Source organism: Pseudomonas oryzihabitans, from assembly GCF_006384975.1.
GTDB lineage: Bacteria > Pseudomonadota > Gammaproteobacteria > Pseudomonadales > Pseudomonadaceae > Chryseomonas > Chryseomonas psychrotolerans_B.
In genome coordinates, this window is the sequence record NZ_CP021645.1 from 2,257,021 (window position 1) to 2,283,264 (window position 26,244).

The window sequence follows — 26,244 nt, forward strand, 5'->3', positions numbered from 1 at the left end:
CCTCAGCCCTGGAGCGGCGTTACGGTTTCGGCACCGTCGAGCTGGCGAACGGCGATGTAACGCTGGCTGCGACGGGTACGGTCCATGACCTGGCCGACCAACTGGCCGCAGGCAGCGTCGATGTCGTCGCCACGGGTGGTGCGCACGGTGACGTTGAAACCGGCCTGCTGCAGCAGCTCCTGGAAGCGGCGCGTGGCGTTCTTGCTCGGCCGCTCGTAGCCGGAGTGCGGGAAGGGATTGAAGGGAATCAGGTTGATCTTGCAGGGCACGTTGCGCAGCAACTCGATCATCTGATGGGCATGCTCGGGCAGGTCGTTGACGTCCTTGAGCAGGGTGTACTCGATGGTCAGGACGCGCTTCTCGCCCAGTTGCCCGATGTATCTCTGGCAGGCGTCGAGCAGCATGGCCAGCGGATACTTGCGGTTGATCGGCACCAGCTCGTTGCGCAGCTCGTCGTTGGGCGCGTGCAGCGACAACGCCAGGGAGACGTCGACGTGCTTGGCCAGCTCTTCGATCATCGGCACCACGCCCGAGGTGGACAGGGTGACCTTGCGCTTGGAAATGCCATAGCCCAGGTCGTCCATCATGATGCGCATGGCGGAGACGACGTTGTCGAAATTCAGCAACGGCTCGCCCATGCCCATCATCACCACGTTGGTGATGGCACGGTCGATCTTGGCCGGCACGGTGCCGAAGGACTTGTTGGCAATCCACACCTGGCCGATCACCTCGGCGGCGGTGAGGTTGCTGTTGAAGCCCTGCTTGCCGGTGGAGCAGAAGCTGCAATCCAGGGCGCAACCGGCCTGGGACGACACGCACAGGGTGCCACGGCCGTTCTGCGGGATGTAGACGGTCTCGACGCAACTGCCGGAGGCGACGCGGATCACCCACTTGCGGGTGCCGTCGCGGGAGATGTCTTCGCTGACGATTTCGGGCCCGCGGATTTCCGCGGCGGCCTTGAGCTTTTCCTTGAGCGCCTTGCCCAGGTTGCTCATGGCGTCGAAATCGTCGATGCCGAAGTGATGGATCCACTTCATGACCTGGCCGGCGCGGAAGCGCTTCTCCCCGATCGACTCGAAGAACGACTCGAGTTGCGGCTGGGTCAGGCCCAGCAGATTGACCTTATCGGTGGCTGTGGTCATGGGATCACCTCGACGAAATCTGTTTGAAGCCCGCGCAGGGCGCGGGCGATGCCAGGAAGGCGGGCTGGCCGCTTCCCTGGCCGGCGCTCATCCTTAGCGGATGCGCTCGCAGACTTCGGTAGCTGCGAAGAAGTAGGAGATCTCGCGAGCGGCGGACGCTTCGGAGTCCGAGCCATGGACGGCGTTTTCGTCGATGGACACGGCGAAATCGGCGCGGATGGTACCGGCGTCGGCTTTCTTGGGATCGGTGGCGCCCATCAGCTCACGGTTCTTGGCGATGGCGTTCTCGCCTTCCAGCACCTGGACGACGACCGGACCGGAGGTCATAAAGGAGACCAGGTCCTTGAAGAAGGGGCGCTCTTTGTGTTCGGCGTAGAAGCCACCGGCTTCGCGCTCGGACAGCTGGACCATCTTGGCAGCGACGACGCGCAGGCCAGCTTTCTCGAAGCGGGTGACGATCTCACCGACGACATTCTTGGATACGGCATCGGGCTTGATGATCGACAGGGTACGTTGAACGGACATGTGAACTCCAAAGGTGGGTATAGAGCAAAAACGAAACCCGCGGATTATACGCGGGTCCCGGTGAAAAGCGTAGCGCGGTACGGGCGATGCGTCAGGCGGACTCTTCGATCCAGGCGGCCTGGATGGCCTCCAGCACCTTCTCGCCACCGCGCTGGGGATCGTCGTCGAAGTCCGGCAGGGCCACGACCCAGTTGCGCAGATTGACGAAGTTCACGTAGCGCGGATCCACGTCGGGATGGGCATCGTTGAGTTCGATGGCGATATCCAGCACATCGGTCCATTTCAGTGCCATGACAGCCTCCCTCAGTGACCTTCGGACACCTGGTTGATGGTGTAACGCGGGATTTCCACCACCAGGTCTTCGCTACCGACGATCGCCTGGCAGGACAGGCGCGAACGCATTTCCAGGCCCCAGGCCTTGTCCAGCATGTCGTCCTCGAGCTCATCGGAAGGTTCGAGGGAATCGAAGCCTTCCTGGATGACCACGTGGCAGGTGGTGCAGGCACAGGACATCTCGCAGGCGTGCTCGATGTCGATGCCGTTGCGCATGGCCGCGGCGATGATGGTTTCGCCTTCGCTGGCTTCGAAGACCGCGCCCTCGGGGCAGTGCTCGGCGTGGGGCAGCAGGGTGATCTGCGGCATGATGGAACTACTCCTCGATATCGTTGAGACGACGACCCGCCAGGGCCGCCTTGACCGAGGCGTTCATCCGCCGGGCGGCGAAGGCATCGGTCACCTGAGAAAGACGCTTGGTCTGCTCTTCGAGCGCCTGGACGTCGGTGGCTTCCAGCAGCTCGGCCAAGCGACCGATTTCCAGCTCGATCACCTGGCGCTCTTCGGCGTCCAGCAGACGGTCGCCGTCGGCGGCAACGGCAGCGGTGACCGCCTCGATCAGCCGGCGGGCCTCGACCTGCTGCTCGCGCAGGGCGCGGGCCTGCATGTCGTCGCCGGCATGGCGGAAGGAATCCTGCAGCATGTTGGCGATCTCGCCGTCGGTCAGACCATAAGAGGGCTTGACCTGGACACTGGCCTCCACGCCGCTGGACAGCTCGCGGGCGCTGACGCCAAGCAAGCCGTCGGCATCGACCTGGAAGGTGACGCGGATCTTGGCCGCCCCGGCCACCATGGGCGGAAAACCACGCAGCTCGAAGCGCGCCAGGGAGCGGGCGTCCTTGACCAGCTCGCGCTCGCCCTGCAGCACGTGCACCAGCATGGCGGTCTGGCCGTCGCGATAGGTGGTGAAGTCCTGGGCGCGGGCGACCGGAATGGTGGTGTTGCGCGGGATGATCTTCTCCATCAGCCCGCCCATGGTCTCGAGCCCCAGGGACAGCGGGATGACGTCCAGCAGCAGCAACTCTTCGCCACCGCGATTGCCGGCCAGGGAGTCGGCCTGCAGGGCGGCACCGATGGCGACCACGCGATCCGGGTCGATGTCGGTGAGCGGCGTGCAGTCGAACAACTCGCCCACGGCTTCACGGACATAGGGAACGCGGGTGGAACCGCCGACCATGACCACGGCGGCGATGTCCGCCGGCTCCACCTCGGCGTCGCGCAGGGCGCGGCGGCAGGCCTTGAGGCTGCGCGCGACCAGCGGGGCGATGAGTTCCTGGAAGGTGCTGCGTTCGAGCACGCCCGACCAGTCACCATGGCTGACCTCGACGCGCTCGGCGGCAGAGAGGGCTTCCTTGGCGGCACAGGCACTTTGCAGCAGACGCCGCTGGGTGCCCGGATCCAGGTCACTGGACAACCCGGCCTGCTGGACGATCCAGCCGGCGATGGCATGGTCGAAGTCGTCACCGCCCAGGGCGCTATCGCCCCCGGTGGCCATGACTTCGAAGACGCCACGGGTCAGGCGCAGGATGGAAATGTCGAAGGTACCGCCGCCCAGGTCGTAGATGGCGACCACGCCCTCCTCGCCCCGGTCCAGGCCGTAGGCCACGGCCGCGGCGGTGGGCTCGTTGAGCAGGCGCAGCACGTTCAGCCCGGCGAAGCGAGCGGCATCCTTGGTGGCCTGGCGCTGGGCATCGTCGAAATAGGCCGGCACGGTGATGACGGCGCCGACCAGTTCGCCGCCGAGGGTCGCCTCGGCGCGCTCGCGCAAGACGCGCAGGATGTCGGCGGACACCTCCACCGGACTCTTGCGCCCGGCAGCGGTATCGATGAAAGGCATTTCCGACTCACCAGCGACGAAGCGATAGGGCAACTGCTCGCCCAGCTGCTTGACGTCGGCGATGCCACGCCCCATGAGGCGCTTGACGGAGAGGATGGTGTTGAAGGGATCCTGGGCGGCGGCGGCCTTGGCGCTCGCACCCACTTCCACGCCGTCGGCGGCATAGCGCACGGCGGAAGGCAGGATCACCTCGCCCTGCAGGTCTGGCAGGGTCTCGGCCACGCCACTGCGCACGGCGGCCACGAGGGAATTGGTGGTGCCCAGGTCGATACCTACCGCCAGCTTGCGCTGATGCGGCTTAGGCGCCATCCCGGGTTCGGCTATCTGCAATAGAGCCATCGGCTAGTCGGCTTATGGTTGTCGGTGCCTGAGCGACACCTGTGATTAATCGTCCAGACGCTCTTCGAGCTGGCGGATCTCGCTGGCCAGCTTGTCGAGAAACTGCATGCGACGGACCAGGCGTTCGGCGTGCTCGCGCTGGGCGGGATCCTTCCAGATCGCCGCGAAGGCCTGCTCGATGTCGCGCTGCGCATCCTTGAGCCGCTGGCGGAAGGCGGGAATGCCCGCGCTGTCGCCGGCGTCCTGCAGGTCTTCCAACTCCTCACGCCACTGCAATTGCTGCATGAGGAAGTCGGTGTCCTGGATGGTCGCCTCGAGCGGCATCTCGTGCCCTTCGAGTTCCAACAGGTAGCGTGCCCGGCGCGAGGGCGCCCGCAGCACGTGGTAGGCCTCGTTGAGTTCGGCCGACCGCTCCAGCGCCTGGCGTCTTTCGCGCTCGGGCGCATCGGCGAAGCGATCCGGATGGACCGTACGGGCCAGATCGCGGTAGCGCGACGCCAGGCCCGCCTGGTCGATCACGAAGGCAGGCACGAGCTCGAACAGGGCGAAGTGACAGGGCTTACCCATGCAAGGCCTCAGATGTTGAAGCTTTCGCCGCAGCCGCACTCGCCACGCACGTTGGGATTGTTGAACTTGAAGCCCTCGTTGAGGCCTTCACGCACGAAATCCAGCTCGGTGCCGTCCAGGTAGACCAGGCTCTTGGGGTCGATGATGACCTTGACGCCATGGCTTTCGAACACCTGATCCTCAGCCGCGAGTTCGTCAACGAATTCGAGTACGTAGGCCAGCCCCGAGCAACCCGTGGTACGAACGCCCAGGCGAATACCGGCACCCTTGCCGCGCCCATCGATGGAGCGCTGCACGTGACGGGCGGCGGACTCGGTCATGCTGATCGCCATGGTTCCTCCTTAGAGCAGGCCTTTCTTCTGCTTGTAGTCGTTCACCGCCGCCTTGATGGCGTCTTCGGCGAGGACCGAGCAGTGGATCTTAACCGGCGGCAGGGCCAGTTCTTCGGCGATCATGCTGTTCTTGATCGACGCCGCTTCCTCGATGCTCTTGCCCTTCATCCACTCGGTGGCCAGGGAGCTGGAAGCGATGGCGGAACCGCAGCCGTAGGTCTTGAACTTGGCGTCTTCGATGATGCCCTGCTCGTTGACCTTGATCTGCAGACGCATGACGTCGCCGCAGGCCGGGGCGCCGACCATGCCGGTGCCGACATCCGGATCGGCCGCGTCGAACTTGCCGACGTTGCGCGGGTTTTCGTAGTGGTCGATGACCTTTTCACTGTATGCCATGGTTCAATCCTCGCTCATCAGGGGGTGGTCAGTGGGCTTGCCACTCGACCTGACTCAGGTCTACGCCTTCTTTAAACATATCCCACAGCGGAGACAGCTCGCGTAGCTTGGTTACGGCCTCGGCGACCTTGCTCGCGGCATAGTCGACATCTTCTTCGGTGGTAAAGCGACCGAAGGTGAAGCGGATGGAGCTGTGTGCCAGCTCGTCGTTGCGGCCCAGGGCGCGCAGGACGTAGGACGGCTCCAAGGACGCCGAGGTACAGGCCGAACCGGAGGAAACCGCCAGGTCCTTGAGCGCCATGATCAGCGACTCGCCTTCGACGTAGTTGAAGCTCAGGTTCAGGTTGTGCGGTACGCGGTGCACCAGGCTGCCGTTCAGGTAGACCTCTTCCAGGCCTTCGAACTGGCGGTAGAAGCGCTCGCTCAGGGCCTTGATACGGGCATTTTCCTGGGCCATCTCTTCCTTGGCGATGCGGAAGGCTTCGCCCATGCCGACGATCTGGTGGGTCGCCAGGGTGCCGGACCTCATGCCGCGCTCATGGCCACCGCCATGGGTCTGGGCTTCGATACGTACGCGCGGCTTGCGGCGGACGTAGAGGGCGCCAATGCCCTTGGGACCGTAGGTCTTGTGCGCCGAGAAGGACATCATGTCGACCTTGAGCTTTTCCAGGTCGATGTCGACCTTGCCGGTGGACTGGGCGGCGTCGACATGGAAGAGCACGCCGCGGGAGCGGGTCAGCTCACCGATGGCAGCGATGTCATTGATGGTGCCGATCTCGTTGTTGACGTGCATGACGGACACCAGGATGGTGTCTTCACGCAGGGCCGCTTCGACCATCTCGGGAGTGATCAGGCCGTCTTCGCCCGGCTCGAGGTAGGTCACTTCGAAGCCTTCGCGCTCGAGCTGACGGGTGGTGTCCAACACCGCCTTGTGCTCGATCTTGGAGGTGATGAGGTGCTTGCCCTTGTTCTGGTAGAAGTGCGCGGCACCCTTGATGGCCAGGTTGTCGGACTCGGTGGCACCGGAGGTCCAGACGATCTCGCGCGGGTCGGCATTGACCAGCTCGGCGACCTGGCGACGGGCGTTTTCCACGGCTTCCTCGGCCTTCCAGCCGAACAGGTGGGAGCGCGATGCGGGGTTGCCAAAGTTGCCGTCCACCAGCAGGCACTCGCTCATCTTCTGAGCGACGCGCGGATCGACGGGCGTGGTGGCGGAATAGTCTAGGTAGATCGGCAATTTCATCGGTTACTCCTAATCAGACGGGCGTCTCTGCTCAGTCGATGGTGGACGCTTCGATTTTTTCGACCGCAAGGGGCGATTGCTTGCTGGCACAAACCTTGTTGTCCTGACGCTTGGCAACCTGCTGGATCTCGTTGCGGGCGACCAGATCGGCCAGGGTGATGCCGCTCAGGAAGGTGTGGATCTGATCGCTCAGATCGCACCAGAGGTGGTGGGTCAGGCAGGTATCACCCTGGTGACAGCCGCCACTGCCCTGGCAGCGGGTGGCGTCCACGGATTCGTTGACGGCGTCGATCACCTGGGCCACATGGATACCGCCCATGTCACGCGCCAGCTGATAGCCGCCGCCCGGGCCGCGTACGCTGTTGACCAGGGAGCCGCGGCGCAGCCGGGCAAACAGCTGTTCCAGATAGGACAGCGAGATGCCCTGCCGCTCGGAAATGTCGGCCAGCGACACCGGGCCCCGCTGGGCATGCAGCGCCAGGTCGAGCATGGCGGTTACGGCATAGCGGCCTTTGGTGGTCAGTCTCATGACGAACTCGAGCGGGTTGCAGCGGATGAGCTCGATTATCGGATTCCCGACAAAAAAGGTCAACTTTAAAACCGAGCAAATCACTCAGGCATTATCTATCGGGGGGATAGTCCGCGGATGGGATTCGCCACGGGCGGCCTTCTGGGTTTCGGTCAGGATGCCGCGCAGGATGTTCATCTCCAGCTTGCTGATGCCGGCGCGCCCATAGAGCCGGCGCAGGCGACTCATCAGGTGGCGTGGCTTGGCCGGATCGAGGAAGCCGATCTCCACCAGAGTCTGCTCCAGGTGCTCGTAATAGAGCTCCAATTCCTCCACCGTCACCGGCTGGGTGTTGAGCATGGCGGTGGCTTCGACCTTGTTCATCTTGGTCGGCTGGTTCTGCGCGGCGAGCCAGGCCATTCGCACCTCGTACACCAGCACCTGGACCGCCGCGGCGAGGTTGAGCGAACCGAAGGCCGGATCCGAGGGGATGTGCACGTGATAGTGGCAGCGCTGCAGCTCTTCGTTAGTGAGGCCGGCGTACTCGCGACCGAACACCAGGGCCACTTCGCCGCCCTGCTCCACCTGGGCCAGCGAGGTGGTGGCACATTCGCGCGGATCGAGCAGCGGCCAGGGAATCCGCCGGTCGCGGGCACTGGTGCCCAGCACCAGGCTGCAGCCGGTCAGAGCCTCTTCCAGGGTACCGACGACGATGGCGGCGTCGAGCACGTCATTGGCACCGGAAGCGCGGGCGTTGGCCTCGCCGCTGGGAAAGTCCTCTGGATCGACCAGGTAGAGGCGCGACAGGCCCATGTTCTTCATGGCCCGGGCGGCACCGCCGATGTTGCCGGGGTGGCTGGTGTTGACCAGGACGACGCGGATGTTGTGCAGCACGTGGCTATCCTCGAGCGGACGCGGGAAATCGGCGCCGTATACTACGCCCACCGAGTCTCGCTGACCACGAATACCCCTTCCAGCGCCGCGAAGTCTGCTATCATTGCCGGCTTTCCTTATACAACCCAGGTGATCTATCCATGCAGCCCATGCTGAACATCGCCCTGCGCGCGGCCCGCAGCGCCGGTGAACTGATTTTCCGTTCGATTGAGCGCCTGGACGTGATCACAGTCGACGAAAAAGGCGCCAACGACTTCGTCTCCGAAGTGGACCGTGCCGCCGAGCAGACCATTCTCGCCACCCTGCGCAAGGCCTACCCCACCCATGGTTTCTACGGTGAGGAATCCGGTTACCTGGCCGGTGAAGGCGAAGGCGCCGATTACGTCTGGATCGTCGACCCGCTGGATGGCACCACCAACTTCCTCCGTGGCGTCCCGCACTTCTCGGTGAGCATCGCCTGCAAGTACAAGGGTCGCCTGGAGCACGCCGTGGTCCTGGACCCGGTGCGCCAGGAAGAATTCACCGCCAGCCGTGGCCGTGGCGCCGCGGTGAACGGTCGCCGCATCCGCGTCACCAACCGTCGTAGCCTGGACGGCGCCCTGCTGGGCACCGGTTTCCCCTTCCGCGCCAATGACGTCGATCACCTGGACAACTACCTGGGCATGTTCCGCAGCCTGATCGGCCAGACCGCAGGCATCCGCCGCGCCGGTTCCGCCGCCCTGGACCTGGCCTACGTGGCTGCCGGACGCTTCGATGCCTTCTGGGAAATGGGTCTGTCGGAGTGGGACATGGCGGCAGGCGCCCTGCTGGTGCAGGAAGCCGGTGGCCTGGTGGGCGATTTCAACGGTGGCCATGACTTCCTCGAGAAGGGCCATATCGTCGCCGGCAACCCCAAGTGCTTCCGTGGCCTGCTGACCCAGATCCAGCCGCACCTGCCGGCCTCGCTCAAGCGCTGAGTCCATCCCGGTAACGCAAAAGCCCCTGTCGGTGATGCCGACAGGGGCTTTTTCATGCCTGCTGCAGAGGTCTCCGCAGCAGGTTCGGCCAAAGGTTACTTGACCACTTTCAGGCTCGGCCGCGCCGGTGCCGGCTTGGGCGCTTCTGGCTTGCTGCCACCGGTATCCGGGCCCTGGTTGTCCGGCGGATTGGGCTCGCTGTCGAAGACCATGCCCTGGCCGTTCTCCCGGGCATAGATGGCCAGGATGGCGCCCACCGGAATGTAGAGGTTGTAGGCCACGCCGCCGAAACGCCCGTTGAAGCTCACTGCTTCGTTGTCCATGTGCAGGTCACGCACGGCGCTGGGCGAGGCATTGAGGACGATCTGGCCATCGTTGGCGTAGCCCGGCGGTACGCGCACCTCGGCGTAGTCGGCGTTGACCAGCAGATGGGGGGTGCAGTCGTTGTCCACGATCCACTCGTAGAGTGCGCGGACCAGGTAGGGGCGACTGGAATTCATGGGGTTCTCCTCTAGCGCATCTCACGCTCGGTGACCGAAAGACTGGATCGGAAACTGTCGCGGGCGAACATACGATCCATGTAGTCCTGCAACGGCTTGGCGGCCCGGGGCAACTCGATGCCCAGGCGTGGCAGTCGCCACAGGAGGGGGAGCAGGCAACAGTCCACCAGGGAAAAGTCGTCGCTCAGGAAGAAGGGGTTTTCCGCGAAGATCGGCGCCACACCGGTCAGGCTCTCGCGCAACTCCTTGCGCTTGATTGCGAGATCAGCACCGGGAGCCGCCTGCAGGATGGCGTCCGCCAGGGTGCACCAGTCACGACCGATGCGGTGCATCAGCAGCCGGGACTTGCCGCGCGTCACTGGATAGGCCGGCAGCAGCGGCGGGTGCGGATAGCGCTCTTCAAGGTACTCCATGAGTACCTCGGTACCATAGAGCACCAGGTCGCGATCCATCAGCGTCGGCACGGTGCCATAGGGGTTGTGCTCGGCCAGTTGCCGCGGGCACTCGCCACGGCGCACGGCGACCAGGTCGCACTCGACGCTCTTTTCCGCCAGGATCAGACGGATTCTATGGCTGTAGTGATCCTCTGGATCATGGAAACAGGTCAGGCGGGTTATGGCGCCCATGGGTCCCTCCCCCGGCGGGGGCGAAGCTGTAAAGGGGGATTATCTCGCACCTTACCGCCTCACACCTAGCCTCATCGCTCACTGTCGGGCAATCGCCGCCAGAATTCGCGCTTGAGCCAGAAGGCCAGGCCGGCGAACAGCACCAGATAGCCCAGTACCCAAGGCGCGAGACGCCAGGCCAGGCCTCGCTCGGGGGCGGCCGAATAGTTCAGGTAGGCCACCAGATCGTCGACCGTCCGGGCGAATTGCTCCGCGCTCTGGATGCCGCTGCCTGACTCCAGCCGCAGCACGCAACGCCCCTGGCTGCAATCGCGCTGCTGGCGCCCGCGCAGGGCGGCCAGGACGTCCGGCATGCGGGTACCGGGCGCCATGAGGTTATCCACGCCGAGGGGACGGCCAGGCGCCACATAGAAGTCCTGCAGGAAGGCACGCAGCCAGGCGTCGCCACGCACCGCGGCGATGAGGGTGAGGTCGGGCGGCACACTGCCGAAGGCGCGCTGGGCATCCGCAGGCTTGAGCAGGCTGAGCATGGGCGCGCTGGGGGTGCGCCCGGGGGCCCAAAGGGCCAGATCCAGATGGAGATCCCGGGCGACGCGGTCGAAACGCTGGTACTCCTGGCCATGACAGGCCAGGCAGTAGCGGCCGAAGGTGATGGCGCCCGCCTGGGGATCGCCCCGCTCGGCCGCGACGGTCAGGCCGGCGCAGAGCAGCAGGAGGCTCGCCAGCCACCAGCGCCTCAAGACCCAGACTCCAGCAGCGTTCGCGGGCGGCCGAGACGGCTGTACCAGGGCATGCCCAGCAGGCTGGCGAAATACACGCCAGCGGCCAGCCGGGCCAGCAGCAGGCGTTCATCGGTAAGGGCCAGCACACCCAGTACCCCCAGAGTGGCGAAGGCCAGGCAACCGGCGTACAGCCCCAGCCGCGCCGGCCAGGCCTTGTGGCGCACCGAGCGGACTGCGCTGCGATCCAGCCAGGGCAACACGAACAGCAAGGCGATGGCCAGGGCCGCCAGCCCCAGCCCGCCGGCCTTGCTCGGTACCGCGCGCAGCAAGGCATAGAAGGGCGCCAGGTACCAGGGCGGGGCGATGTGCGCGGGGGTGACCAGCGGATTGGCCATCTGCTGATTGGCCGCCTCCAGCACCAGGCCGCCGAGGGACGGCGCCAGCAGCACCACGCCGACGAAGACCAGCAGGAAGACGGCCAGGCCGCAGAGATCCTTGACGGTCAGGTAGGGGTGGAAAGGCACCCCGGCCGCGCCACGCAGATCACGATCATCGCCCTCGGGATTGTTCGAGCCGGTCTGGCGCAGGGCGACGACATGCAAGGCCACCAGCATGAGCAGCAACAGGGGCAGCCCGACCACATGCAGGGCCTGGAAGCGGCGCAGGCTGGCATCGGACAACACCACCCCGCCGCGCAGCAGGTCGGCCAGGGTCGAGCCGATCAAGGGCACGGCCTCGACGGCGCTGAGGGACACCTGGGCGCCCCAGTAGGACAGTTGTCCCCAGGGCAGCAGATAGCCGAAGAAGGCCTGGGCCAGCAGCAGCACATAGAGCAACACGCCGAAGCTCCAGACCAGCTCGCGCGGGGCGCGGTAGGAGCCGTACAGCAGGCCCCGCAGCATATGCAGATAGAGGCAGACGAACAGCGCCGAGGCGCCCACGGCATGCAGATAGCGGATCAACCAGCCGAAGGGCACCTCGCGCATGAACAGCTGCACCGAGGCGAAGGCGCCCTCGACGGTCGGCTCGTAACCGAACAGCAGCCAGAGCCCGGTCAGTACCTGCAGCGCCAGGATAAAGAGCAGCAGGGAGCCGAACAGATAGAAGCCGTTGAGATTACGGGGCACCCGGTAGTCGCTGACATGCCGGCGCCAGAAGGCGCGCAGTGGCAGGCGGCGCTCCAGCCAGTCGTGCTCGCGGTCTTTCACGCCGCCCCCTCCCCGTCACTGCCGATCACCAGCAGGTTCTCGCCTTTGAAGTGATAGGGAGGCACAACCAGATTCAGGGGTGCTGGCTGATCGCGATAGACACGCCCGGCGAGATCGAAATGGGAGCCATGGCAGGGGCAGAGATAGCCTTTGTTCGTCGCGGCGGTATCCAGCGAGGGAATACAGCCGAGGTGGGTGCAGATGGCGGTGACCACGAAGATGTCCGGCCGCCGCGATCTCAGCCGTGGATCGACATAGGACGGCTGGCTGGATTCCTTGGAGTCTGGATCGGCGAGGCCGGCCTCGTCGGCGAGCAGTTGCGCCTGATCCGCCGTGCTGCGCCGCAGCACGCAGACCGGCTGCCCCCGCCACTGCACCGTGAGCTGCTCGTTTTCACGCAAGGCGGAGATATCGACCTGCACCGGTTCCGCCGCCACCTGGGCCGAGCGACTGGGTCGCAGGGCGCAGACGAAGGGCACGCTGCCCGCCACCAGGCCCAGGCCGCCGACGGCGGAGGTGGTGGCGATCAGTAGGCGGCGGCGTTGGGCATCGAGCACATCGTCAGTCACGTCAGGCTTCCCGGCTCCATTTCCAACGTTACGCCGAAGCGCTCCCTGACCGAGATGCGGATGCTTTCCGCCAGCGCCAGGACGTCGCGACTGCTGGCACCACCGAAGTTGACCAGCACCAAGGCCTGATCGGCATGCACCCCGACGGCGCCTTCGCGATAGCCGCGCCAACCGGCCTGGTCGATCAGCCAGCCAGCGGCCAGCTTGACCGAGCCATCGGTCTGGGGATAGGTCGGCAGCCCTGGATAGCCCTCCTTGAGTGCGGCAGCGGCGGCGGCTGTGACCACCGGATTCTTGAAGAAGCTGCCGGCATTGCCCAGCACCGCGGGGTCGGGCAGCTTGCTGCGGCGGATGGCGCAGATCGCCGCGCTCACGGCCTCGGGTGTCGGTTGCGCAACGCCGGCCTCGGCCAGCGCCTGGCGCACCGGCCCGTAGTCCACTACCAGTTGCGGCTGGCGGCTCAGATGAAAACGCACCCGCAGCACGATCCAGCGCCCGGCTTCGGCCTTGAAGCGGCTCTCGCGATAGGCGAAGGCGCAGTCCTCCGGCGCCAGGTCCTGGAGTTCGCCGCTGTGGCGGTCGAGGACCGTCACCCCGGCGCACCTGTCCTTGAGTTCGACGCCATAGGCGCCGATGTTCTGGATCGGCGAGGCCCCCACGGTGCCCGGGATCAGGCTGAGATTTTCCAGCCCGTACCAGCCGTTGGCCAGGGTGGTCATGACGAAGGGATGCCAGGGTTCGCCGGCTTCGGCTTCCACCAGCAGGGCGTCGCCCTCCTTCGCCAGCAGGCGAATGCCCCTCGAGATCAGGCGCAGCACCAGGCCCTCGACCCGCTCGGGCAGGACCAGGTTGCTGCCGCCACCCAGTACCCGCAACGGCACGCCCAGCTCACGGGCCAACGCCAGGGCCTCCTGGACCTCGGCGTCGCTGGCGGCTTCCAGGTAACGATCGGCTGCGGCGATCAGGCCGAAGGTGTTGAGTCCCTGCAGCGGGACACCCTGCAGGAGTTCAGCGACCATGGCGGGCAGCCACCTCGGCAACCAGGCCGTCGCAGGCGCTTTCGAGCAGGTCGAGCACCCGTTCGAAACCGGCCGCGCCGCCGTAATAGGGATCGGGCACCTCGTCCACCGCCAGCCCCTGGCGCGCCAGGAACAGCTCGGGTGCCGCGCCCTCGGCAGGACGCAACTGCTCCAGCCAGGCGAGATTGTCGTGATCCATGGCCAGGATCAGATCGAAGCGCTGGAAGTCTTCGGCCGTGACCTGGCGTGCGCGCAGGCCACTGATGTCATAGCCGCGGCTGGCGGCGGCCTGGATGGCACGGGAATCCGGCGCCTTGCCGCGGTGCCAGTCACCGGTGCCGGCCGAATCCAGCTCTACCGCCTCGGCCAAGCCAGCGGCTTCGAGCTTGTGTCTCAGGATGCCTTCGGCGGTGGGCGAGCGGCAGATGTTGCCCATGCAGACGAACAGGATACGCAGGGTCATCTAGGCTCCCAGCAGGCGCCGCACGCGCTCGAGGTCTTCTATGGTGTCCACCCCAGCCTGGGGCGCTTCCAGGGCGTCGGCGACATGGATACGCACTCCGTGCCAGAGGGCACGCAACTGCTCCAGGGCTTCGGTCTCTTCCAGGGCACAGGGGCCCCAGCCGACGAAATCGGCGAGAAAGCCCGCGCGATAGGCGTAGATGCCGATGTGGCGACGATAGGGAAAGCCTTGGGGCAGCTGCGAGCGGTCGCCGGCAAAGGCATTGCGCGCCCAGGGCAGCGGCGCCCGGCTGAAGGTCAGCGCCAGGCCGCTCACATCGGTGGTCACCTTGACCACGTTGGGATTGAACAGGCTGTCGACCTCGTGGATGGGCTCGGCCAGGGTGGCCACGGCCGCCTCGGGGTGGGCGGCGAGATTGTTCGCCACCTGATCGATCACCGCCGGCGGGATCAGCGGCTCGTCGCCCTGCACATTGACCATCAGGGCGTCGTCGGCCAGACCGAGCAACTCGGCCACCTCGGCCAGGCGATCGGTACCCGAGGCATGGTCGGCGCGGGTCAGCAGCACCTGGGCGCCAAAGCCTTCGCAGGCGCGCAGGATGTCGTCGTGGTCGGTCGCCACCACCACCCGCTCGGCGCCACTGCGCCGGGCCTGCTCCCAGACGTGCTGGATCATCGGCTTGCCGGCGATGTCGAGCAACGGCTTGTTGGGCAGCCGGGTGCTGGCGAGTCGCGCCGGGATGACGACGGTGAAGGCGGTGCTCATTTATCCAGGCGCTCGTCCGTGGTGATGATGCGCGCCTCGCTTTCCAGCATCACCGGGATGCCGTCGCGAATCGGAAAGGCCAGGCCGGCGGCCTTGCTGATGAGCTCGGTCTTGTCGTCGCTCAGGATCAGCGGGCTCTTGGTCAGGGGGCAGGCGAGGATATCCAGCAGCTTGAGGTCCATGGGCGAGGGTTCCGTCAGTGAGAATGTTCGGGCAGGAGGCGGTCGAGACGCCCATCCAGCCAGGCGACGAAGGCGGCCGAGGGCTGGGCGTCCACCGCCAGGTACCACCAGTCAGCGGCGGCGAAGGGCCGGCACTTGACCGCGTCCTTCTCGGTCATCACCAGCGGCAGATCGGGCTCGAAAGCCAGGTCCGCGGCGCTGTAGGCGGCATGATCGGCGAAGGCATGGGGCAACGGCTGCCAGTGTAGTCCTTCGAGGGTGGCGAAGAAACGCCAGGGGTTGCCGATGCCGGCCAGGGCATGCAGGCGCTGCCCGGGCGGGAAAAAATCCAGGGGCTTGGCTTCGCCGCTGCGCAGGTTGATCAGGGCACTGGGGCTCAGGGTCAGGCCATAGCCAGCGGCGGGGTCTTGGGTGGCGCCGTTATGGATCACGGCGTCCACCGTGGCCAGGCGCTCCAGGGGTTCACGCAGGGGGCCAGCCGGCAGGCAGCGACCGTTGCCGAAGCCGCGCGTCGCATCGACCATGACCAGTTCCAGATCCCGCGCCAGGCGATAGTGCTGCAGGCCGTCGTCGCTGAGGATGACATCGAGCTGTTCCTCGGCGAGCAGCTGCTCGACGGCGCGACCGCGGTCGGGATCTATCACCAAAGGAACGCCGGTGCGCTGCACGACGAGCAGGGGCTCGTCCCCGGCGCTGGCCGCGCTGTCGCTGGCCCGCACCCGCCAGGGCAGGCTCGGCGGCTGGGCGCCGTAGCCGCGGCTGACCACGCCGACGGTGAGGCCACGGGCGCGCAGATGGCCGATCAGCCAGAGGATCATGGGCGTCTTGCCGGTGCCGCCGACGGTGAGATTGCCCACCACGATGACCGGGACCGGCGCGCGATGGATGCTGCCCTGCCCCGCCAGGAAGCGTTGGCGCTTGCGCCGGGCGACCCGACGATAGAGGGCTTCCAGCGGCGCCAGCAGGCGCAGGGCGGGATGGCCCTCGTACCAGGCGCGGACCAGGCGGTCGCCCAGGCTCACGGGCGTTTCGCCTGGGCCTCGAGGGTGGTGATGCGCAGCTGGCTGAAGCCCAGCTTGCCGGCGGCATCCATGGCCATGACCACCGATTGGTGGGTGGCGCGGCCATCGGCGGTGATCACCAGCGGCAGGCTGTTGTCACCACCGGATTCACGCTGCAGGGCGGTGGTCAGGCCGGTCAGGTCGTTGCGCGCCAGGGCCTGGCCGTTCAGCGCCATCTGGCCATCGGCGGTGATGCTGATTTCCAGGGTCTTGCCCTGGTTGGCCGCCGCGGCAGCGCTGTCGGCCTCGGGCAATTCGATCTTCAGCTGGCTGGGCCGGCTGAAAGTAGCGGTCACCACGAAGAACAGCAGCAGGACGAAGATGACGTCGATGAAGGACGCCAGGTTGATGTAGATCTCTTCGCGAGCGGCGCCCCCGGCGCGACGACGGAATTTCACGCGGCGGCTCCTTCGCGGAATTCCACCTCGCGATCGCCGTGGATGATGTCTACCAGCTTGACCGCCTCCTGCTCCATGCCCACCACCAGTTCGTCCACCCGGCGCAGCAGATAGCGATGGAAGAACACCGCCGGAATGGCCACCAGCAGACCGGCAGCGGTGGTGACCAGCGCCTTGGAGATGCCGCCGGCAAGGATGGGCGCATTGGCCATGCCGTCGTTCATGAAGGCGCTGAAGATGTCGATCATGCCGAACACCGTGCCGAGCAGACCCATCAAGGGGGCCAAGGCGGCGATGCTGCCCAGGGTATTGAGATAGCGTTCGAGGTCGTGCACCACCCGGCCACCGGCTTCCTCGATGGCTTCCTTCATGATGTCGCGACCATGGCGGGAATTGGTCAGCCCCGCGGCGAGGATGTCACCCAGCGGCGAACCGGCACGCAGCTCGCGCAGGCGCTCGGCGTTGAGTTGCTTGTCCTGGATCCAGCGCCAGACCTGGGCGAGCAGATTGGGCGGCATGATCCGGCTGCTCCTGAGGGTCCACAGCCGCTCGGCGATGATGGCCGTGGCCAGGATGGAACTGAGGATGATCGGCAGCATCATCCAGCCGCCTGCTTTGACCATTTCGAACACGAGATCGTTACCCCCGCCGCAAAATGCCGCCACTCTAGCACGAACGCTTCAGGGTGTCGGCGGAGGCGTCCGCCACCAACGCGCTACCTCACGCTGACCGCGCGGTGCCTCCCATTTACCAAGGGTCCAGCTCAGGGCACCAAGTTCGGCGGTGTCGTAGGCCAGCACACCGCGCTCGCGATAGCGCTCGACCACCAGCGGATGTGGATGCCCATAGCGATTGTGCTGGCCGCGGGAGATCAGCACGCCACGTGGCTGCACGGCGTCGATGAAACAGGCGCTGGAGCCGCTGCGACTGCCATGGTGCGGGGCGCTGAGCCACTCAGCCGCGAGCGGCAGGCCGCTGGCCACCAATTCGGCTTCGCGGCGCTCGTCGATGTCGCCGGTCAGCAGCAGGCGCTCGCCCTGGGCCTCGATCCGAAGCACGCAGGAGGAGGCATTGGAATCCGCGCTGGCATGCCACCAGGTGGTGAAACTGACCTCGTTCCAGTGCCAGTTGGCGCCATCCTCGCAGTCCCGTGCCCTCAGGCCCGGTTGCAGGCGACCTGCCTCGCCGCTGAGTACCTGACCCGGAGGCAACCCCTTGGCCACGGTCGGAGCACCGCCGGCATGGTCGGCATCGGCATGGCTGAGCAGCAATACGTCAAGCGCCTGAACACCGGCACCGCGCAGATTGGGCAAGACCACGCGGGCCCCGCTGTCGTAGCTGCCCTGGCGCGGACCGGCGTCGTAAAGCAGGGTGTGATCCCGGGTGCGTACCAGCACGGCCAGACCCTGGCCCACATCCAGCACGGTGATCCGCGCCTGGCCCGGTGCGGGCAGCGGGATCGGCGGAAACAGCGCCGGCAGCATGAGCAGCACCCCGCAACCACGCAGCGGCACGCCCGCGGGTAACAGGGCGAGCAAGGCACCCAGGCCCGCCAGCCAGAGCGCCCAGGTCGGCGCAATCGCCGGCTGCCAGGCGGTGGCGAGCTGCGCCAGCCACGCCAGCAGCCAGAGCAAGAGCTGCAGCAAGCCACCAGCCAGCAGCAGCGCCGGCTCGCCGAGGGGCGACCACAGCAGGGACAGCAGCGTACCCACCAGCGCCAGCGGCACGATGGCCATATCCATCAGCGGTACGGCGACGGCGTTGGCCAGGGGACCACTGATACTCAGGGGCAGTCCCAGCGCCAGCAACAGGGGCGCCAGGCCCACGGCCATGCACCACTGGGCGCGCCCCAGGGTGAGCAAGGGAGGCAATCGCCCCAGGCGTCCGGCGAAGCTCCACAGCAGCAACAGCACGGCGCCGAAGGACAGCCAGAAGCCGGGCAGCAGACTGACCAGCGGATTGGCGGCCAGGATCAACACCAAGGCCAGCAGCACGGCATCGCCCAGCCGGACCTGCTGGCGACCCAGTTGCCAGAGCAGCCCCAGGGTGACCATGACGCAGGCGCGCTGGACCGGCACCTCGAAACCGGCCAGCAGGCCGTAGCCCAGGGCGGTGGCGATGGCCAACACGGCGGCGGATAGCCGCCAGGGCAGCCGACTCGGCCAGCGACCGCGGCGTGCCAGGGTGACCACCCCGGCATAGACGCCCAGGGCGACCAGGCCGATGTGCTGCCCGGAAATCACCATCAGGTGCACGGTGCCGGTGTCCTGGAACAGCTGCCACTGGGCGTCGGTGATGCCCGAGGCATCGCCCACCACCAGGGCGGCGAGCAGCCCACCCTGCCCGGCCGGATCGCGGGTATGCAGGTATTGCCGAATGCCGTCGCGCCAGGTCGCCAGGCCACTGGCGGCGCTGAGTCGCTGGCCGTCCTTGACGCTACCGGTGGCGCCGATGCCCTGGGCCAGCAGCCAAGCTTCGCGATCCTGCCCCAGGGCATTGCTCAGGCCGGCCGGACTGCGCAACTCCACGGCCAGTCGCCAGCGCTCGCCGGCCAGGGGTCGCGGGCCGCCGTACCAATTCAGGCGTAGCCGCGCCGGGAGTTTCAGATCACGACGGCTGGTCGGTTGGCTGAGCACGAAGCCGACCGAATCGGCCCCCACCACCGGCAGGCCGCTCACCTGGCCTTCGATCCACAGCACCCGCTGTTCCAAAGCGGGATCGAGGCGATCGTGCAGGGCCCAGTGGCCATTGAGCACCGCCCAGACCAGGCCGAAGCCAAAGGCCCCCAAGACGAACAGGCGCGTCCAGAGCAGCACGACGGCGACCGCGCCGAGGGCGGCCAGTAAGGGCAGCGAAGGCAACGCCGGCAAGGCGCGCAGGACCAGCACACCCAGGGCGAACGCGAGCAGAGCGGCGCGCATCAGAACTCCATCCGTGGAGAACCGCAAAGGTCTTGAATGCGCGGATTAGAGCAGTTCGGCAGCAGGAGAGCCAGGGCTACCGGCGTGAACGCCGCTGTAGCCCGGCAAGGGGATCAATCGTAGCGCAGGGCTTCGGCGGGCGAGGTCCGCGAGGCGCGCCAGGCGGGATAGAGGGTCGCCAGGAAGCTCATGCCCAGGGCCGCGACGGCGATGAGCACCACGTCTTCCAGCTCCAGCCGCGATGGCAGGTTGCTGATGAAGTACATGTCGCCGCCAAACAGCTTGTGGCCGACCAGGCGCTCCAGGGCGGCGATCCAGTCGCTGACGTTGAGCGCCGCGATGATGCCCAGGATGCCGCCGATCAGGGTGCCGACCAGGCCGATCACCGTCCCCTGCACCATGAACACCGCCATGATTTGTCCGGGGGTGGCGCCGAGGGTGCGCAGGATGGCGATGTCGGCCTTCTTGTCGGCGACCACCATGATCAGGGTGGCGATGATGTTGAAGGCGGCCACGGCGACGATCAGCAAGAGCAGCAGGCCGATCATGGTCTTCTCCATCTGCATGGCCTGGAACAGGCTGCCCTGGGTGATCGTCCAGTCGCGGGCCTGGTAGCCCGGGCCCAGTGCCTTGGCCACCTCACGGGAAATCTGCGGTGCCTGGAAGAGATCATCCAGCCCCAGCCGCACGCTTTCCACCTGGTTCGGCTGCCAGCCCTTGAGCACCGCGGCATCGGCCACGTCGATCAGGGCCAGGGAGGCGTCCAGGTCGGCGCCGACGCGGAAGATGCCCACCACGGTGAAACGTCTCAGCCGCGGGGTGATGCTACCGGTGTCCGAGGTCACCTCGGGGATGATCAGGGTCACCTCGCTGCCCAGCTCCAGGTTGAAGCGACGGGCCGCGATTTCACCGAGCACGATGCCGAAGCCACCGGGCTTGAGGGCTGCCAGGCTGCCCTGGACCATGTGTTGACCGACGCTGGACACCCGCGCTTCCTGGGTCGGATCTATGCCGTCCACCAGCAGCGGCTGCATGCGGCCGCGCACCGAAAGCATGCCCTGCAACTGGGTGTAGGGCACCGCCGCCAGCACATGGGGCTGTTGCTCGGCCTTGGCCGCCACGGGATGCCAGTCGTCCAGCGGCTGGGCGGCGCTGATGAAGGCGTGGGGCACCATGCCGAGGATGCGACTACGCATTTCCTCCTGGAAGCCGTTCATCACCGACAGCACCAGGATCATGGCCAGCACGCCCAGGGCCAGGCCGCACATGGAGACCAGCGAGAAGAAGGAGATGAACGACTTGCGCCGCTTGGCGCGGGTGTATCTCAGGCCGATGAAGAGGGAGAGCGGTCTGAACATAACGACCTCAGAACTGCCGGGCCGGCGTGGCGTCGACCAGATGGCCTTCGTCCAGGCGCAGCATCCGGTCCATCTGGCCGGCCAGGGTCTGGTCGTGGGTCACCACCAGGAAGGCCGTGCGCAGCGAAGTGGAGAGCTCCAGCATCAACTCCTGGATGCCATGGGCGGTGTGCTGGTCGAGGTTGCCGGTGGGCTCGTCGAGCAGCACCAGCTTGGGTTGGTTGACCAAGGCGCGGGCGATGGCCACGCGCTGGCGCTCACCACCGGACAGCTCGGCCGGCTTGTGCCCCAGGCGATGACCGAGGCCGACCCGCTCCAGCAGCTTGGTGGCCCGCTCGCGGGCCTCGCCGATGGACGCCTTGCCGATCAGCAAGGGCATGCAGACGTTTTCCAGGGCGCTGAATTCGGGCAGCAGGTGGTGGAACTGATAGACGAAGCCCATGGCGCGGTTGCGCAAGAGACCGCGGGCCTTCTCGTTCAGCGCCGAGAGTTCTTCGCCGTCGAGCCAGACACTGCCACTGCTGGGGGTGTCGAGGCCGCCCAGCAGGTTCAGCAGGGTGGTCTTGCCGGACCCCGAGCTGCCGACGATGGAAACGCGCTCGCCCGGCTGCAGGGCCAGTTGCACGTTGCTCAGCACCTCGACGGTCTGGGGGCCTTCCTCGTAGCGCTTGCCCAGGTCCTGGCAACGCAAAACGGCTCGATCATTCATAACGCAGGGCCTCGGCGGGTTGGGTACGGGCGGCGCTCCAGGAGGGATAGAGCGTGGCCAGGAAGCTCAGGGCGAAGGAAGCGCCACAGACCAGCAGGACGTCGTGCAGCTGCAATTGCGCCGGCAAATAGTCGATGAAGTACACCTCGGCATTGAGGAACTGGTGACCGGTCACCTGCTGCACCCAGGCCAGCACGGCGCTGACGTTGAGCGCGGCGATCACGCCCAGCACGCAGCCGATGGCGGTGCCGATGACGCCGATGAAGGTCCCCTGGACCATGAACACCGCCATGATCTGCTTAGGCGTGGCGCCCAGGGTACGCAGGATGGCGATGTCGGATTTCTTGTCGGTCACCACCATCACCAGGGTGGAGACGATGTTGAAGGCGGCCACGGCGACGATCAGCAGCAGCAGCAGGCCGATCATGGTCTTTTCCATGCCGATGGCCTGGTAGAGATTGCCGTGGGTGCGCGTCCAGTCGCGGGCGTACCAGTCGTTGCCGGGCAGTTGGCGGGCGATGCTCCAGGACACGTCGGGCGCCTGGAACAGGTCGTGCAGTTTCAGGCGTACACCCTGTACCGCGCCCGCTGGCCAACGTTGCAGCCGCGCGGCGTCCTCGATGTCGATGAGGCCCACCGAACCGTCCAGTTCGCCGGCGCCGACGCTGAAGATGCCCACCACGGTGAATCTCTTCATGCGCGGGAAGACGCCAGCGGGGGTCACGGCCACTTCGGGGGCGATGTAGGTGACCTTGTCACCCACCTTGACCCCGAGTTTCTCAGCCGCCAGCGAGCCGATGATGATGCCGAACTCGCCCGGCTTGAGGTCGTCGAGCTGACCCTGGCGCATGAAGCCGCCGATGATCGAGACCTTGGGTTCCTCGGCTGGATCTATGGCGTTGAGCAGCACGGACTGCACCGCCTTGCCGCGGGCCAGCATGCCCTGTAACTGGGTGAAGGGCGCCACCGCGGCGACCTGGCTGTTCTGCAATGCCTTGTCGCGGACACTGCGCCAATCGAGCACCGGCTGGTAGGACTCGACGGTGGCGTGGGGAATCATGCCCAGGACGCGCTCGCGCATCTCGCGGTCGAAACCGTTCATGACCGACAGCACCACGATCATGACGATGACGCCGAGGGCCAGGCCGATCATGGAGGTGAGCGAGATGAAGGAGACGAAATGATTGCGGCGCTTGGCACGGACATAACGCAGGCCAAGGTAGATCGGCAGGGGTCTGAACATAGGCTCGCTTGCACGGCGGAAAGACGTAGGCGCCCTGCGGGTTGGACGGCGACACCGTGCCGGCTCGCCGGCTACACTCGGGGCCATCACCCACGGAGCGGCCCACATGACCACCCCAGACGCGCGTGAACGGCGGGAATACTATCGCATCACCGACCGCATCGCACTGCAAATCAGCCCTGCCGACGGCGTCCCCGGCGAGACCGCCCCCCTGTTCGCACTCTTGAGCGAATTGCACCAGCTGGAATTCGAATCCCGTCACCTGCTGCGCAATCTGGACGAGCGCGACCGCGCCGTCACCGCCTGCCTGCGGTTGGTGCACAAGCGCCTCGACCTGCTTGGCCAGGCCTTCACCTGGAATCTGCTGCACGACAGCGGCGCCACCCGCGAGGTGGTGCTCTCCGAAGGCGGCCTGGCGTTCGTCGATGCCGAGCCCTATGCCCTGGGCACCCGGCTCGACCTGCGCATGGCCCTGCCGCCGCAGGGACTGGGACTCCAGGTGCTGGCCGAGGTGACCAGTTGCCAGGCGGTGGCCGGCGGCCATGAAATCGGCACCAGCTTCATCGCGTTGGAAGACGCCCAGCGCCAGTTGCTGGCGCGCCACGTCTTGCGACAACAGGCGCGGGTCCGCCGCGCCGACCGCGGAGACGAGGCGTGAAAGGTCCCTGGCTGGCCTTCCTGCTGCTCGGCGCCGCCCTCCCCGGCTGGGCCGAGACCCTGAGGATTCCGCTCGGCCAACAGGGTGATCCCAGCGTACCGGTACCCGCTCGCGGCGAGACCCGCAGCCAGGTCCTGGAGCGCTTCGGCCTGCCCGACGAAGAGCATCCTCCGGTTGGCCACCAGCCCATTCGCCGCTGGGACTATCGTGACTTCAGTGTCTATTTCGACAACGATCGGGTTCTGGATACGGTCCGCGAACCGCGTCGCCAGCCCCCCTCACCCTAGCCCCTCACCCTAGGAGCCTTCATGACCCTCATCTACGGACACCGCGGCGCCCGCGGCGAAGCCCCGGAAAACACCCTGGCCGGCTTCGAGCTATGCCTGGAACTGGGCGTCCACCGTTGCGAGCTGGACCTGCATCTGTCGCGGGACGGTGAGCTGGTGGTGATCCACGACCCGACCCTGAAGCGCACCACGGGGCGCGGCGGCAAGGTCAGCGAGAAGCTCGTCGCCGACCTGGTGGCCCTGGACGCCCGTCAAGGCGGGCCCGTCTGGCCGCGCCCCTGCCCCATCCCGACCTTGCGTGAACTCTTCGAGAAGTGCCGCTTCGAGCATTGGCAACTGGAGGTGAAGAGCGCCTCGCGGGTTCGGGCGGCGCAGACCGTCAAGGCCATCGCCCAACTGGTCGAGGAATTCGGTCTGCAGGACAAGGTGACCGTCACCAGCTCCTCACGCGAAGTCCTGCGCGCCCTGCAGCGGGATACACCGCATCTGGCGCGTGGGCTGGTAGCGGAATATGCCTGGCTGGATCCTCTCAAGGTCGCAGCCCACTATGGTTGCCACCTGCTGGCGCTGAATTGGACGCTGTGCACCCCGGAACGCCTGCTCAAGGCCCAGCGCCAGGGCCTGCACGTCTCGGTGTGGACGGTGAACGACGCCAGCCTGATGCGCCGCCTGGCCGATTTCGGCGCGGATAGCCTGATCACCGATTTTCCGAGTCTGGCGCGGCGGACGTTGGGGTAGGCGCTGGCGCAGGTCGAAGCCCGGGACGTGTTGGGCTTCGCTGCGCTCAACCCAACCTACGAAAGCCAAATCTATCGGCCATCGCGGCCATGGGCCGCTCCTACAGGCACGAACGTTACCGTAGGAGCGGCCCATGGCCGCGATATGAGCCGACGCAGATCCGTAGCGTGGAAAACGGCGCAGCCTTTTCCACTGAAAGGCTGCTGCAGGGACACCCTCACCCCAGCCCTCTCCCATAGGGAGAGGGGGCTATCCGAGCGGGCGCTCGTTGCCGTGCGCCCGACGCAGACCGACTCAGAACAACCGATTCAAACCATCGAAGGCCGCTACCCGGTAGGCTTCGGCCATGGTCGGGTAGTTGAAGGTGGTGTTGACGAAGTAGCGGATGCTGTTCGCCTCGCCTTCCTGGTTCATGATCGCCTGGCCGATGTGCAGGATCTCCGAGGCCTGGTCGCCGAAGCAGTGCACCCCGAGCACCTGCAGCGTCTCGCGGTGGAAGAGGATCTTCAGCATGCCCACTGGTTCGCCGGAGATCTGTGCTCGCGCCATGCTCTTGAAGAAGGCCTTGCCCACCTCGTAGGGCACCTTTTCCTGGGTCAGCTCGCGCTCGGTCTTGCCCAGGGAACTGATCTCCGGAATGGTGTAGATGCCGGTGGGGATGTCGTTGACCACCCGCCCACGGTTATCGTGCAGGATGTTGTCCGACGCCGAACGGCCCTGGTCATAGGCGGCGCTGGCCAGGCTCGGCCAGCCGATGACGTCGCCAGCAGCATAGATGTTGGGTACCGAGGTCCGGTAGTTCTCGTCGACGCTGACCTGTCCCCGGCTGTTAACCGAGAGCCCCACGTTCTGCAGCCCCAGGTGATCGGTATTGCCGGTCCGGCCGTTACACCAGAGCAGGGCATCGGCGCGCAGCTTCTTGCCCGATTTCAGGTGCAGGACCACGCCATGCTCCTGGCCTTCGATGCGCTCGTACTCTTCGTTGTGGCGAATGAGCACATTGTTGTTCTGCAGGTGATAGCTCAGGGCGTCGGAGATCTCGTCGTCGAGGAAGCTGAGCAACTGGTCGCGGTTGTCGATCAGGTCGACCAGCACACCGAGGCCGCTGAAGATGGAAGCGTATTCGCTGCCGATCACCCCGGCGCCGTAGATGATCAACCTGCGCGGGGTATGGGTCAGGGACAGGATGGTATCGCTGTCATAGATGCGCGGATGGCTGAAGTCCACGTCCACCGGGCGATAGGGACGCGAGCCGGTGGCGATGATGACCTGCTTGGCCACCAGGCGCTCCAGGTCACCGCGCAGGTTGACGATCTCGATGGTGTTCTCGTCGGCGAAGCTGGCGGTGCCGAAGAACAGGTCGACGCGGTTACGCGCGTAATAGCTGGTGCGCGAGGACACCTGACGGGCGATCACCCGCTCGGCGCTGCGCAGCACGTCGGGAAAGGAGAACCAGCGCGGCTCGCCAATGGAGCGGAACATCTCGTTGGTGTTGAACTGGATGATCTGCTTGACCGAATGGCGCAGCGCCTTGGACGGAATGGTGCCCAGGTGGGTGCAGTTGCCGCCGACCACCTGGCGATTGTCCACCACCGCCACCCGCCGACCATTCTTGGCGGCGTTCATCGCCGCGCCCTCGCCTGCCGGTCCCGAACCCAGTACCACCACATCGTAGCTATAGACCGCCATGCTTTCTCCTTAGAAGGTTAGCCGTCCGCAGGCGACGGCTGGAGCCGGGCAGCCTC

General features: G+C 66.2%; 32 protein-coding genes. 4 read left to right on the forward strand and 28 right to left on the reverse strand.

Annotated elements, in window-relative coordinates:
* Positions 1-2: 2 nt before the first annotated feature.
* From rlmN to trmJ, 11 genes are all read right to left on the reverse strand, one after another.
* Positions 3-1,142, reverse strand: coding sequence for a 23S rRNA (adenine(2503)-C(2))-methyltransferase RlmN (rlmN, locus tag CCZ28_RS10000; RefSeq protein WP_140217690.1), 1,140 nt, complete (start codon positions 1,140-1,142; stop codon positions 3-5).
* Between the two features lie 93 nt (positions 1,143-1,235).
* Positions 1,236-1,667 (reverse strand): nucleoside-diphosphate kinase, encoded by a 432-nt coding sequence (ndk, locus tag CCZ28_RS10005; protein WP_058759994.1) that lies wholly within the window; start codon positions 1,665-1,667, stop codon positions 1,236-1,238.
* Positions 1,668-1,758: 91 nt separating this feature from the next.
* Positions 1,759-1,959, reverse strand: coding sequence for a Fe-S cluster assembly protein IscX (gene iscX, locus CCZ28_RS10010; RefSeq protein ID WP_140217692.1), 201 nt, complete (start codon positions 1,957-1,959; stop codon positions 1,759-1,761).
* An 11-nt stretch (positions 1,960-1,970) separates the two neighbouring features.
* Entirely contained in the window at positions 1,971-2,309 is a 339-nt protein-coding gene (fdx, locus tag CCZ28_RS10015) for an ISC system 2Fe-2S type ferredoxin (RefSeq protein WP_140217694.1), read from the reverse strand.
* 7 nt (positions 2,310-2,316) lie between these two features.
* Entirely contained in the window at positions 2,317-4,176 is a 1,860-nt protein-coding gene (hscA, locus tag CCZ28_RS10020) for a Fe-S protein assembly chaperone HscA (RefSeq protein WP_140217697.1), read from the reverse strand.
* A 45-nt stretch (positions 4,177-4,221) separates the two neighbouring features.
* Positions 4,222-4,743: a co-chaperone HscB gene (hscB, locus tag CCZ28_RS10025; protein WP_140217698.1), complete on the reverse strand. Its 522-nt coding sequence runs from the start codon at positions 4,741-4,743 to the stop codon at positions 4,222-4,224.
* An 8-nt stretch (positions 4,744-4,751) separates the two neighbouring features.
* The gene (gene iscA, locus CCZ28_RS10030; protein WP_058759989.1) at positions 4,752-5,075 is read right to left on the reverse strand and encodes an iron-sulfur cluster assembly protein IscA; all 324 of its coding nucleotides are present in this window, start codon (positions 5,073-5,075) and stop codon (positions 4,752-4,754) included.
* A 9-nt stretch (positions 5,076-5,084) separates the two neighbouring features.
* Positions 5,085-5,471, reverse strand: coding sequence for a Fe-S cluster assembly scaffold IscU (gene iscU / locus CCZ28_RS10035; RefSeq protein WP_058759988.1), 387 nt, complete (start codon positions 5,469-5,471; stop codon positions 5,085-5,087).
* Positions 5,472-5,499: 28 nt separating this feature from the next.
* On the reverse strand, positions 5,500-6,714 hold the full coding sequence (locus CCZ28_RS10040; protein ID WP_140217700.1) for an IscS subfamily cysteine desulfurase: 1,215 nt from the start codon (positions 6,712-6,714) through the stop codon (positions 5,500-5,502).
* 31 nt (positions 6,715-6,745) lie between these two features.
* Positions 6,746-7,243, reverse strand: coding sequence for a Fe-S cluster assembly transcriptional regulator IscR (gene iscR, locus CCZ28_RS10045; RefSeq protein WP_058759986.1), 498 nt, complete (start codon positions 7,241-7,243; stop codon positions 6,746-6,748).
* 84 nt (positions 7,244-7,327) lie between these two features.
* Positions 7,328-8,116: a tRNA (cytosine(32)/uridine(32)-2'-O)-methyltransferase TrmJ gene (trmJ, locus tag CCZ28_RS10050; RefSeq protein WP_140221318.1), complete on the reverse strand. Its 789-nt coding sequence runs from the start codon at positions 8,114-8,116 to the stop codon at positions 7,328-7,330.
* A gap of 140 nt (positions 8,117-8,256) precedes the next feature.
* Here trmJ and suhB point away from each other — a divergent pair, with 140 nt between their 5' ends.
* Positions 8,257-9,072 carry a type III secretion system regulator SuhB gene (gene suhB / locus CCZ28_RS10055; protein ID WP_140217702.1) on the forward strand — a complete coding sequence of 272 codons (816 nt, stop codon included), beginning with the start codon at positions 8,257-8,259 and terminating at the stop codon, positions 9,070-9,072.
* A gap of 95 nt (positions 9,073-9,167) precedes the next feature.
* Here suhB and CCZ28_RS10060 read toward each other — a convergent pair whose 3' ends face one another.
* From CCZ28_RS10060 to CCZ28_RS10135, 16 genes are all read right to left on the reverse strand, one after another.
* Entirely contained in the window at positions 9,168-9,572 is a 405-nt protein-coding gene (locus CCZ28_RS10060) for a ClpXP protease specificity-enhancing factor (RefSeq protein WP_140217704.1), read from the reverse strand.
* 11 nt (positions 9,573-9,583) lie between these two features.
* Positions 9,584-10,198 (reverse strand): glutathione S-transferase N-terminal domain-containing protein, encoded by a 615-nt coding sequence (locus CCZ28_RS10065; protein ID WP_140217706.1) that lies wholly within the window; start codon positions 10,196-10,198, stop codon positions 9,584-9,586.
* A 71-nt stretch (positions 10,199-10,269) separates the two neighbouring features.
* Complete coding sequence (locus CCZ28_RS10070; protein ID WP_140217707.1) at positions 10,270-10,938, reverse strand: cytochrome c1; 669 nt, start codon at positions 10,936-10,938, stop codon at positions 10,270-10,272.
* On the reverse strand, positions 10,935-12,128 hold the full coding sequence (locus CCZ28_RS10075) for a cytochrome b (protein WP_437179200.1): 1,194 nt from the start codon (positions 12,126-12,128) through the stop codon (positions 10,935-10,937). The genes CCZ28_RS10070 and CCZ28_RS10075 overlap by 4 nt, the downstream gene beginning before the upstream one ends.
* Positions 12,125-12,697, reverse strand: a complete 573-nt coding sequence (gene petA, locus CCZ28_RS10080; protein WP_140217709.1) for a ubiquinol-cytochrome c reductase iron-sulfur subunit — start codon at positions 12,695-12,697, stop codon at positions 12,125-12,127. Before petA ends, CCZ28_RS10075 begins: the two co-directional genes overlap by 4 nt.
* Positions 12,694-13,716 (reverse strand): UDP-N-acetylmuramate dehydrogenase, encoded by a 1,023-nt coding sequence (gene murB / locus CCZ28_RS10085; RefSeq protein ID WP_140217711.1) that lies wholly within the window; start codon positions 13,714-13,716, stop codon positions 12,694-12,696. The genes petA and murB overlap by 4 nt, the downstream gene beginning before the upstream one ends.
* A complete protein-coding gene (locus CCZ28_RS10090) occupies positions 13,706-14,179 on the reverse strand; it encodes a low molecular weight protein-tyrosine-phosphatase (RefSeq protein WP_140217713.1) in 474 nt (157 codons plus the stop codon). The genes murB and CCZ28_RS10090 overlap by 11 nt, the downstream gene beginning before the upstream one ends.
* The gene (kdsB, locus tag CCZ28_RS10095) at positions 14,180-14,944 is read right to left on the reverse strand and encodes a 3-deoxy-manno-octulosonate cytidylyltransferase (protein ID WP_140217715.1); all 765 of its coding nucleotides are present in this window, start codon (positions 14,942-14,944) and stop codon (positions 14,180-14,182) included.
* Positions 14,941-15,126, reverse strand: a complete 186-nt coding sequence (locus tag CCZ28_RS10100; protein WP_007162406.1) for a Trm112 family protein — start codon at positions 15,124-15,126, stop codon at positions 14,941-14,943. The genes kdsB and CCZ28_RS10100 overlap by 4 nt, the downstream gene beginning before the upstream one ends.
* Before the next feature lie 14 nt (positions 15,127-15,140).
* Positions 15,141-16,148 (reverse strand): tetraacyldisaccharide 4'-kinase, encoded by a 1,008-nt coding sequence (gene lpxK, locus CCZ28_RS10105; protein WP_140217717.1) that lies wholly within the window; start codon positions 16,146-16,148, stop codon positions 15,141-15,143.
* A complete protein-coding gene (locus CCZ28_RS10110; protein ID WP_140217719.1) occupies positions 16,145-16,585 on the reverse strand; it encodes an ExbD/TolR family protein in 441 nt (146 codons plus the stop codon). Before CCZ28_RS10110 ends, lpxK begins: the two co-directional genes overlap by 4 nt.
* Positions 16,582-17,217 carry a MotA/TolQ/ExbB proton channel family protein gene (locus CCZ28_RS10115; RefSeq protein ID WP_140217721.1) on the reverse strand — a complete coding sequence of 212 codons (636 nt, stop codon included), beginning with the start codon at positions 17,215-17,217 and terminating at the stop codon, positions 16,582-16,584. Before CCZ28_RS10115 ends, CCZ28_RS10110 begins: the two co-directional genes overlap by 4 nt.
* Before the next feature lie 48 nt (positions 17,218-17,265).
* Complete coding sequence (locus tag CCZ28_RS10120) at positions 17,266-19,506, reverse strand: DNA internalization-related competence protein ComEC/Rec2 (protein WP_140217723.1); 2,241 nt, start codon at positions 19,504-19,506, stop codon at positions 17,266-17,268.
* Between the two features lie 113 nt (positions 19,507-19,619).
* The gene (locus tag CCZ28_RS10125) at positions 19,620-20,864 is read right to left on the reverse strand and encodes a lipoprotein-releasing ABC transporter permease subunit (RefSeq protein ID WP_140217725.1); all 1,245 of its coding nucleotides are present in this window, start codon (positions 20,862-20,864) and stop codon (positions 19,620-19,622) included.
* 7 nt (positions 20,865-20,871) lie between these two features.
* Positions 20,872-21,573 carry a lipoprotein-releasing ABC transporter ATP-binding protein LolD gene (gene lolD / locus CCZ28_RS10130; protein WP_140217727.1) on the reverse strand — a complete coding sequence of 234 codons (702 nt, stop codon included), beginning with the start codon at positions 21,571-21,573 and terminating at the stop codon, positions 20,872-20,874.
* Positions 21,566-22,816, reverse strand: coding sequence for a lipoprotein-releasing ABC transporter permease subunit (locus CCZ28_RS10135; RefSeq protein ID WP_140217729.1), 1,251 nt, complete (start codon positions 22,814-22,816; stop codon positions 21,566-21,568). Before CCZ28_RS10135 ends, lolD begins: the two co-directional genes overlap by 8 nt.
* Positions 22,817-22,922: 106 nt before the next feature.
* Here CCZ28_RS10135 and CCZ28_RS10140 point away from each other — a divergent pair, with 106 nt between their 5' ends.
* From CCZ28_RS10140 to CCZ28_RS10150, 3 genes are read left to right on the forward strand one after another with little or no spacing between them, the layout of a single operon-like run.
* Entirely contained in the window at positions 22,923-23,474 is a 552-nt protein-coding gene (locus tag CCZ28_RS10140; RefSeq protein WP_058793038.1) for a PilZ domain-containing protein, read from the forward strand.
* Complete coding sequence (locus CCZ28_RS10145) at positions 23,471-23,761, forward strand: phosphodiesterase (RefSeq protein WP_140217731.1); 291 nt, start codon at positions 23,471-23,473, stop codon at positions 23,759-23,761. Before CCZ28_RS10140 ends, CCZ28_RS10145 begins: the two co-directional genes overlap by 4 nt.
* A 21-nt stretch (positions 23,762-23,782) precedes the next feature.
* Positions 23,783-24,499, forward strand: a complete 717-nt coding sequence (locus CCZ28_RS10150; RefSeq protein WP_140217733.1) for a glycerophosphodiester phosphodiesterase — start codon at positions 23,783-23,785, stop codon at positions 24,497-24,499.
* Positions 24,500-24,793: 294 nt separating this feature from the next.
* Here the strand turns inward: CCZ28_RS10150 and sthA are convergent, their stop codons facing one another.
* Positions 24,794-26,188, reverse strand: coding sequence for a Si-specific NAD(P)(+) transhydrogenase (sthA, locus tag CCZ28_RS10155; RefSeq protein WP_140217735.1), 1,395 nt, complete (start codon positions 26,186-26,188; stop codon positions 24,794-24,796).
* Positions 26,189-26,244: the final 56 nt, after the last annotated feature.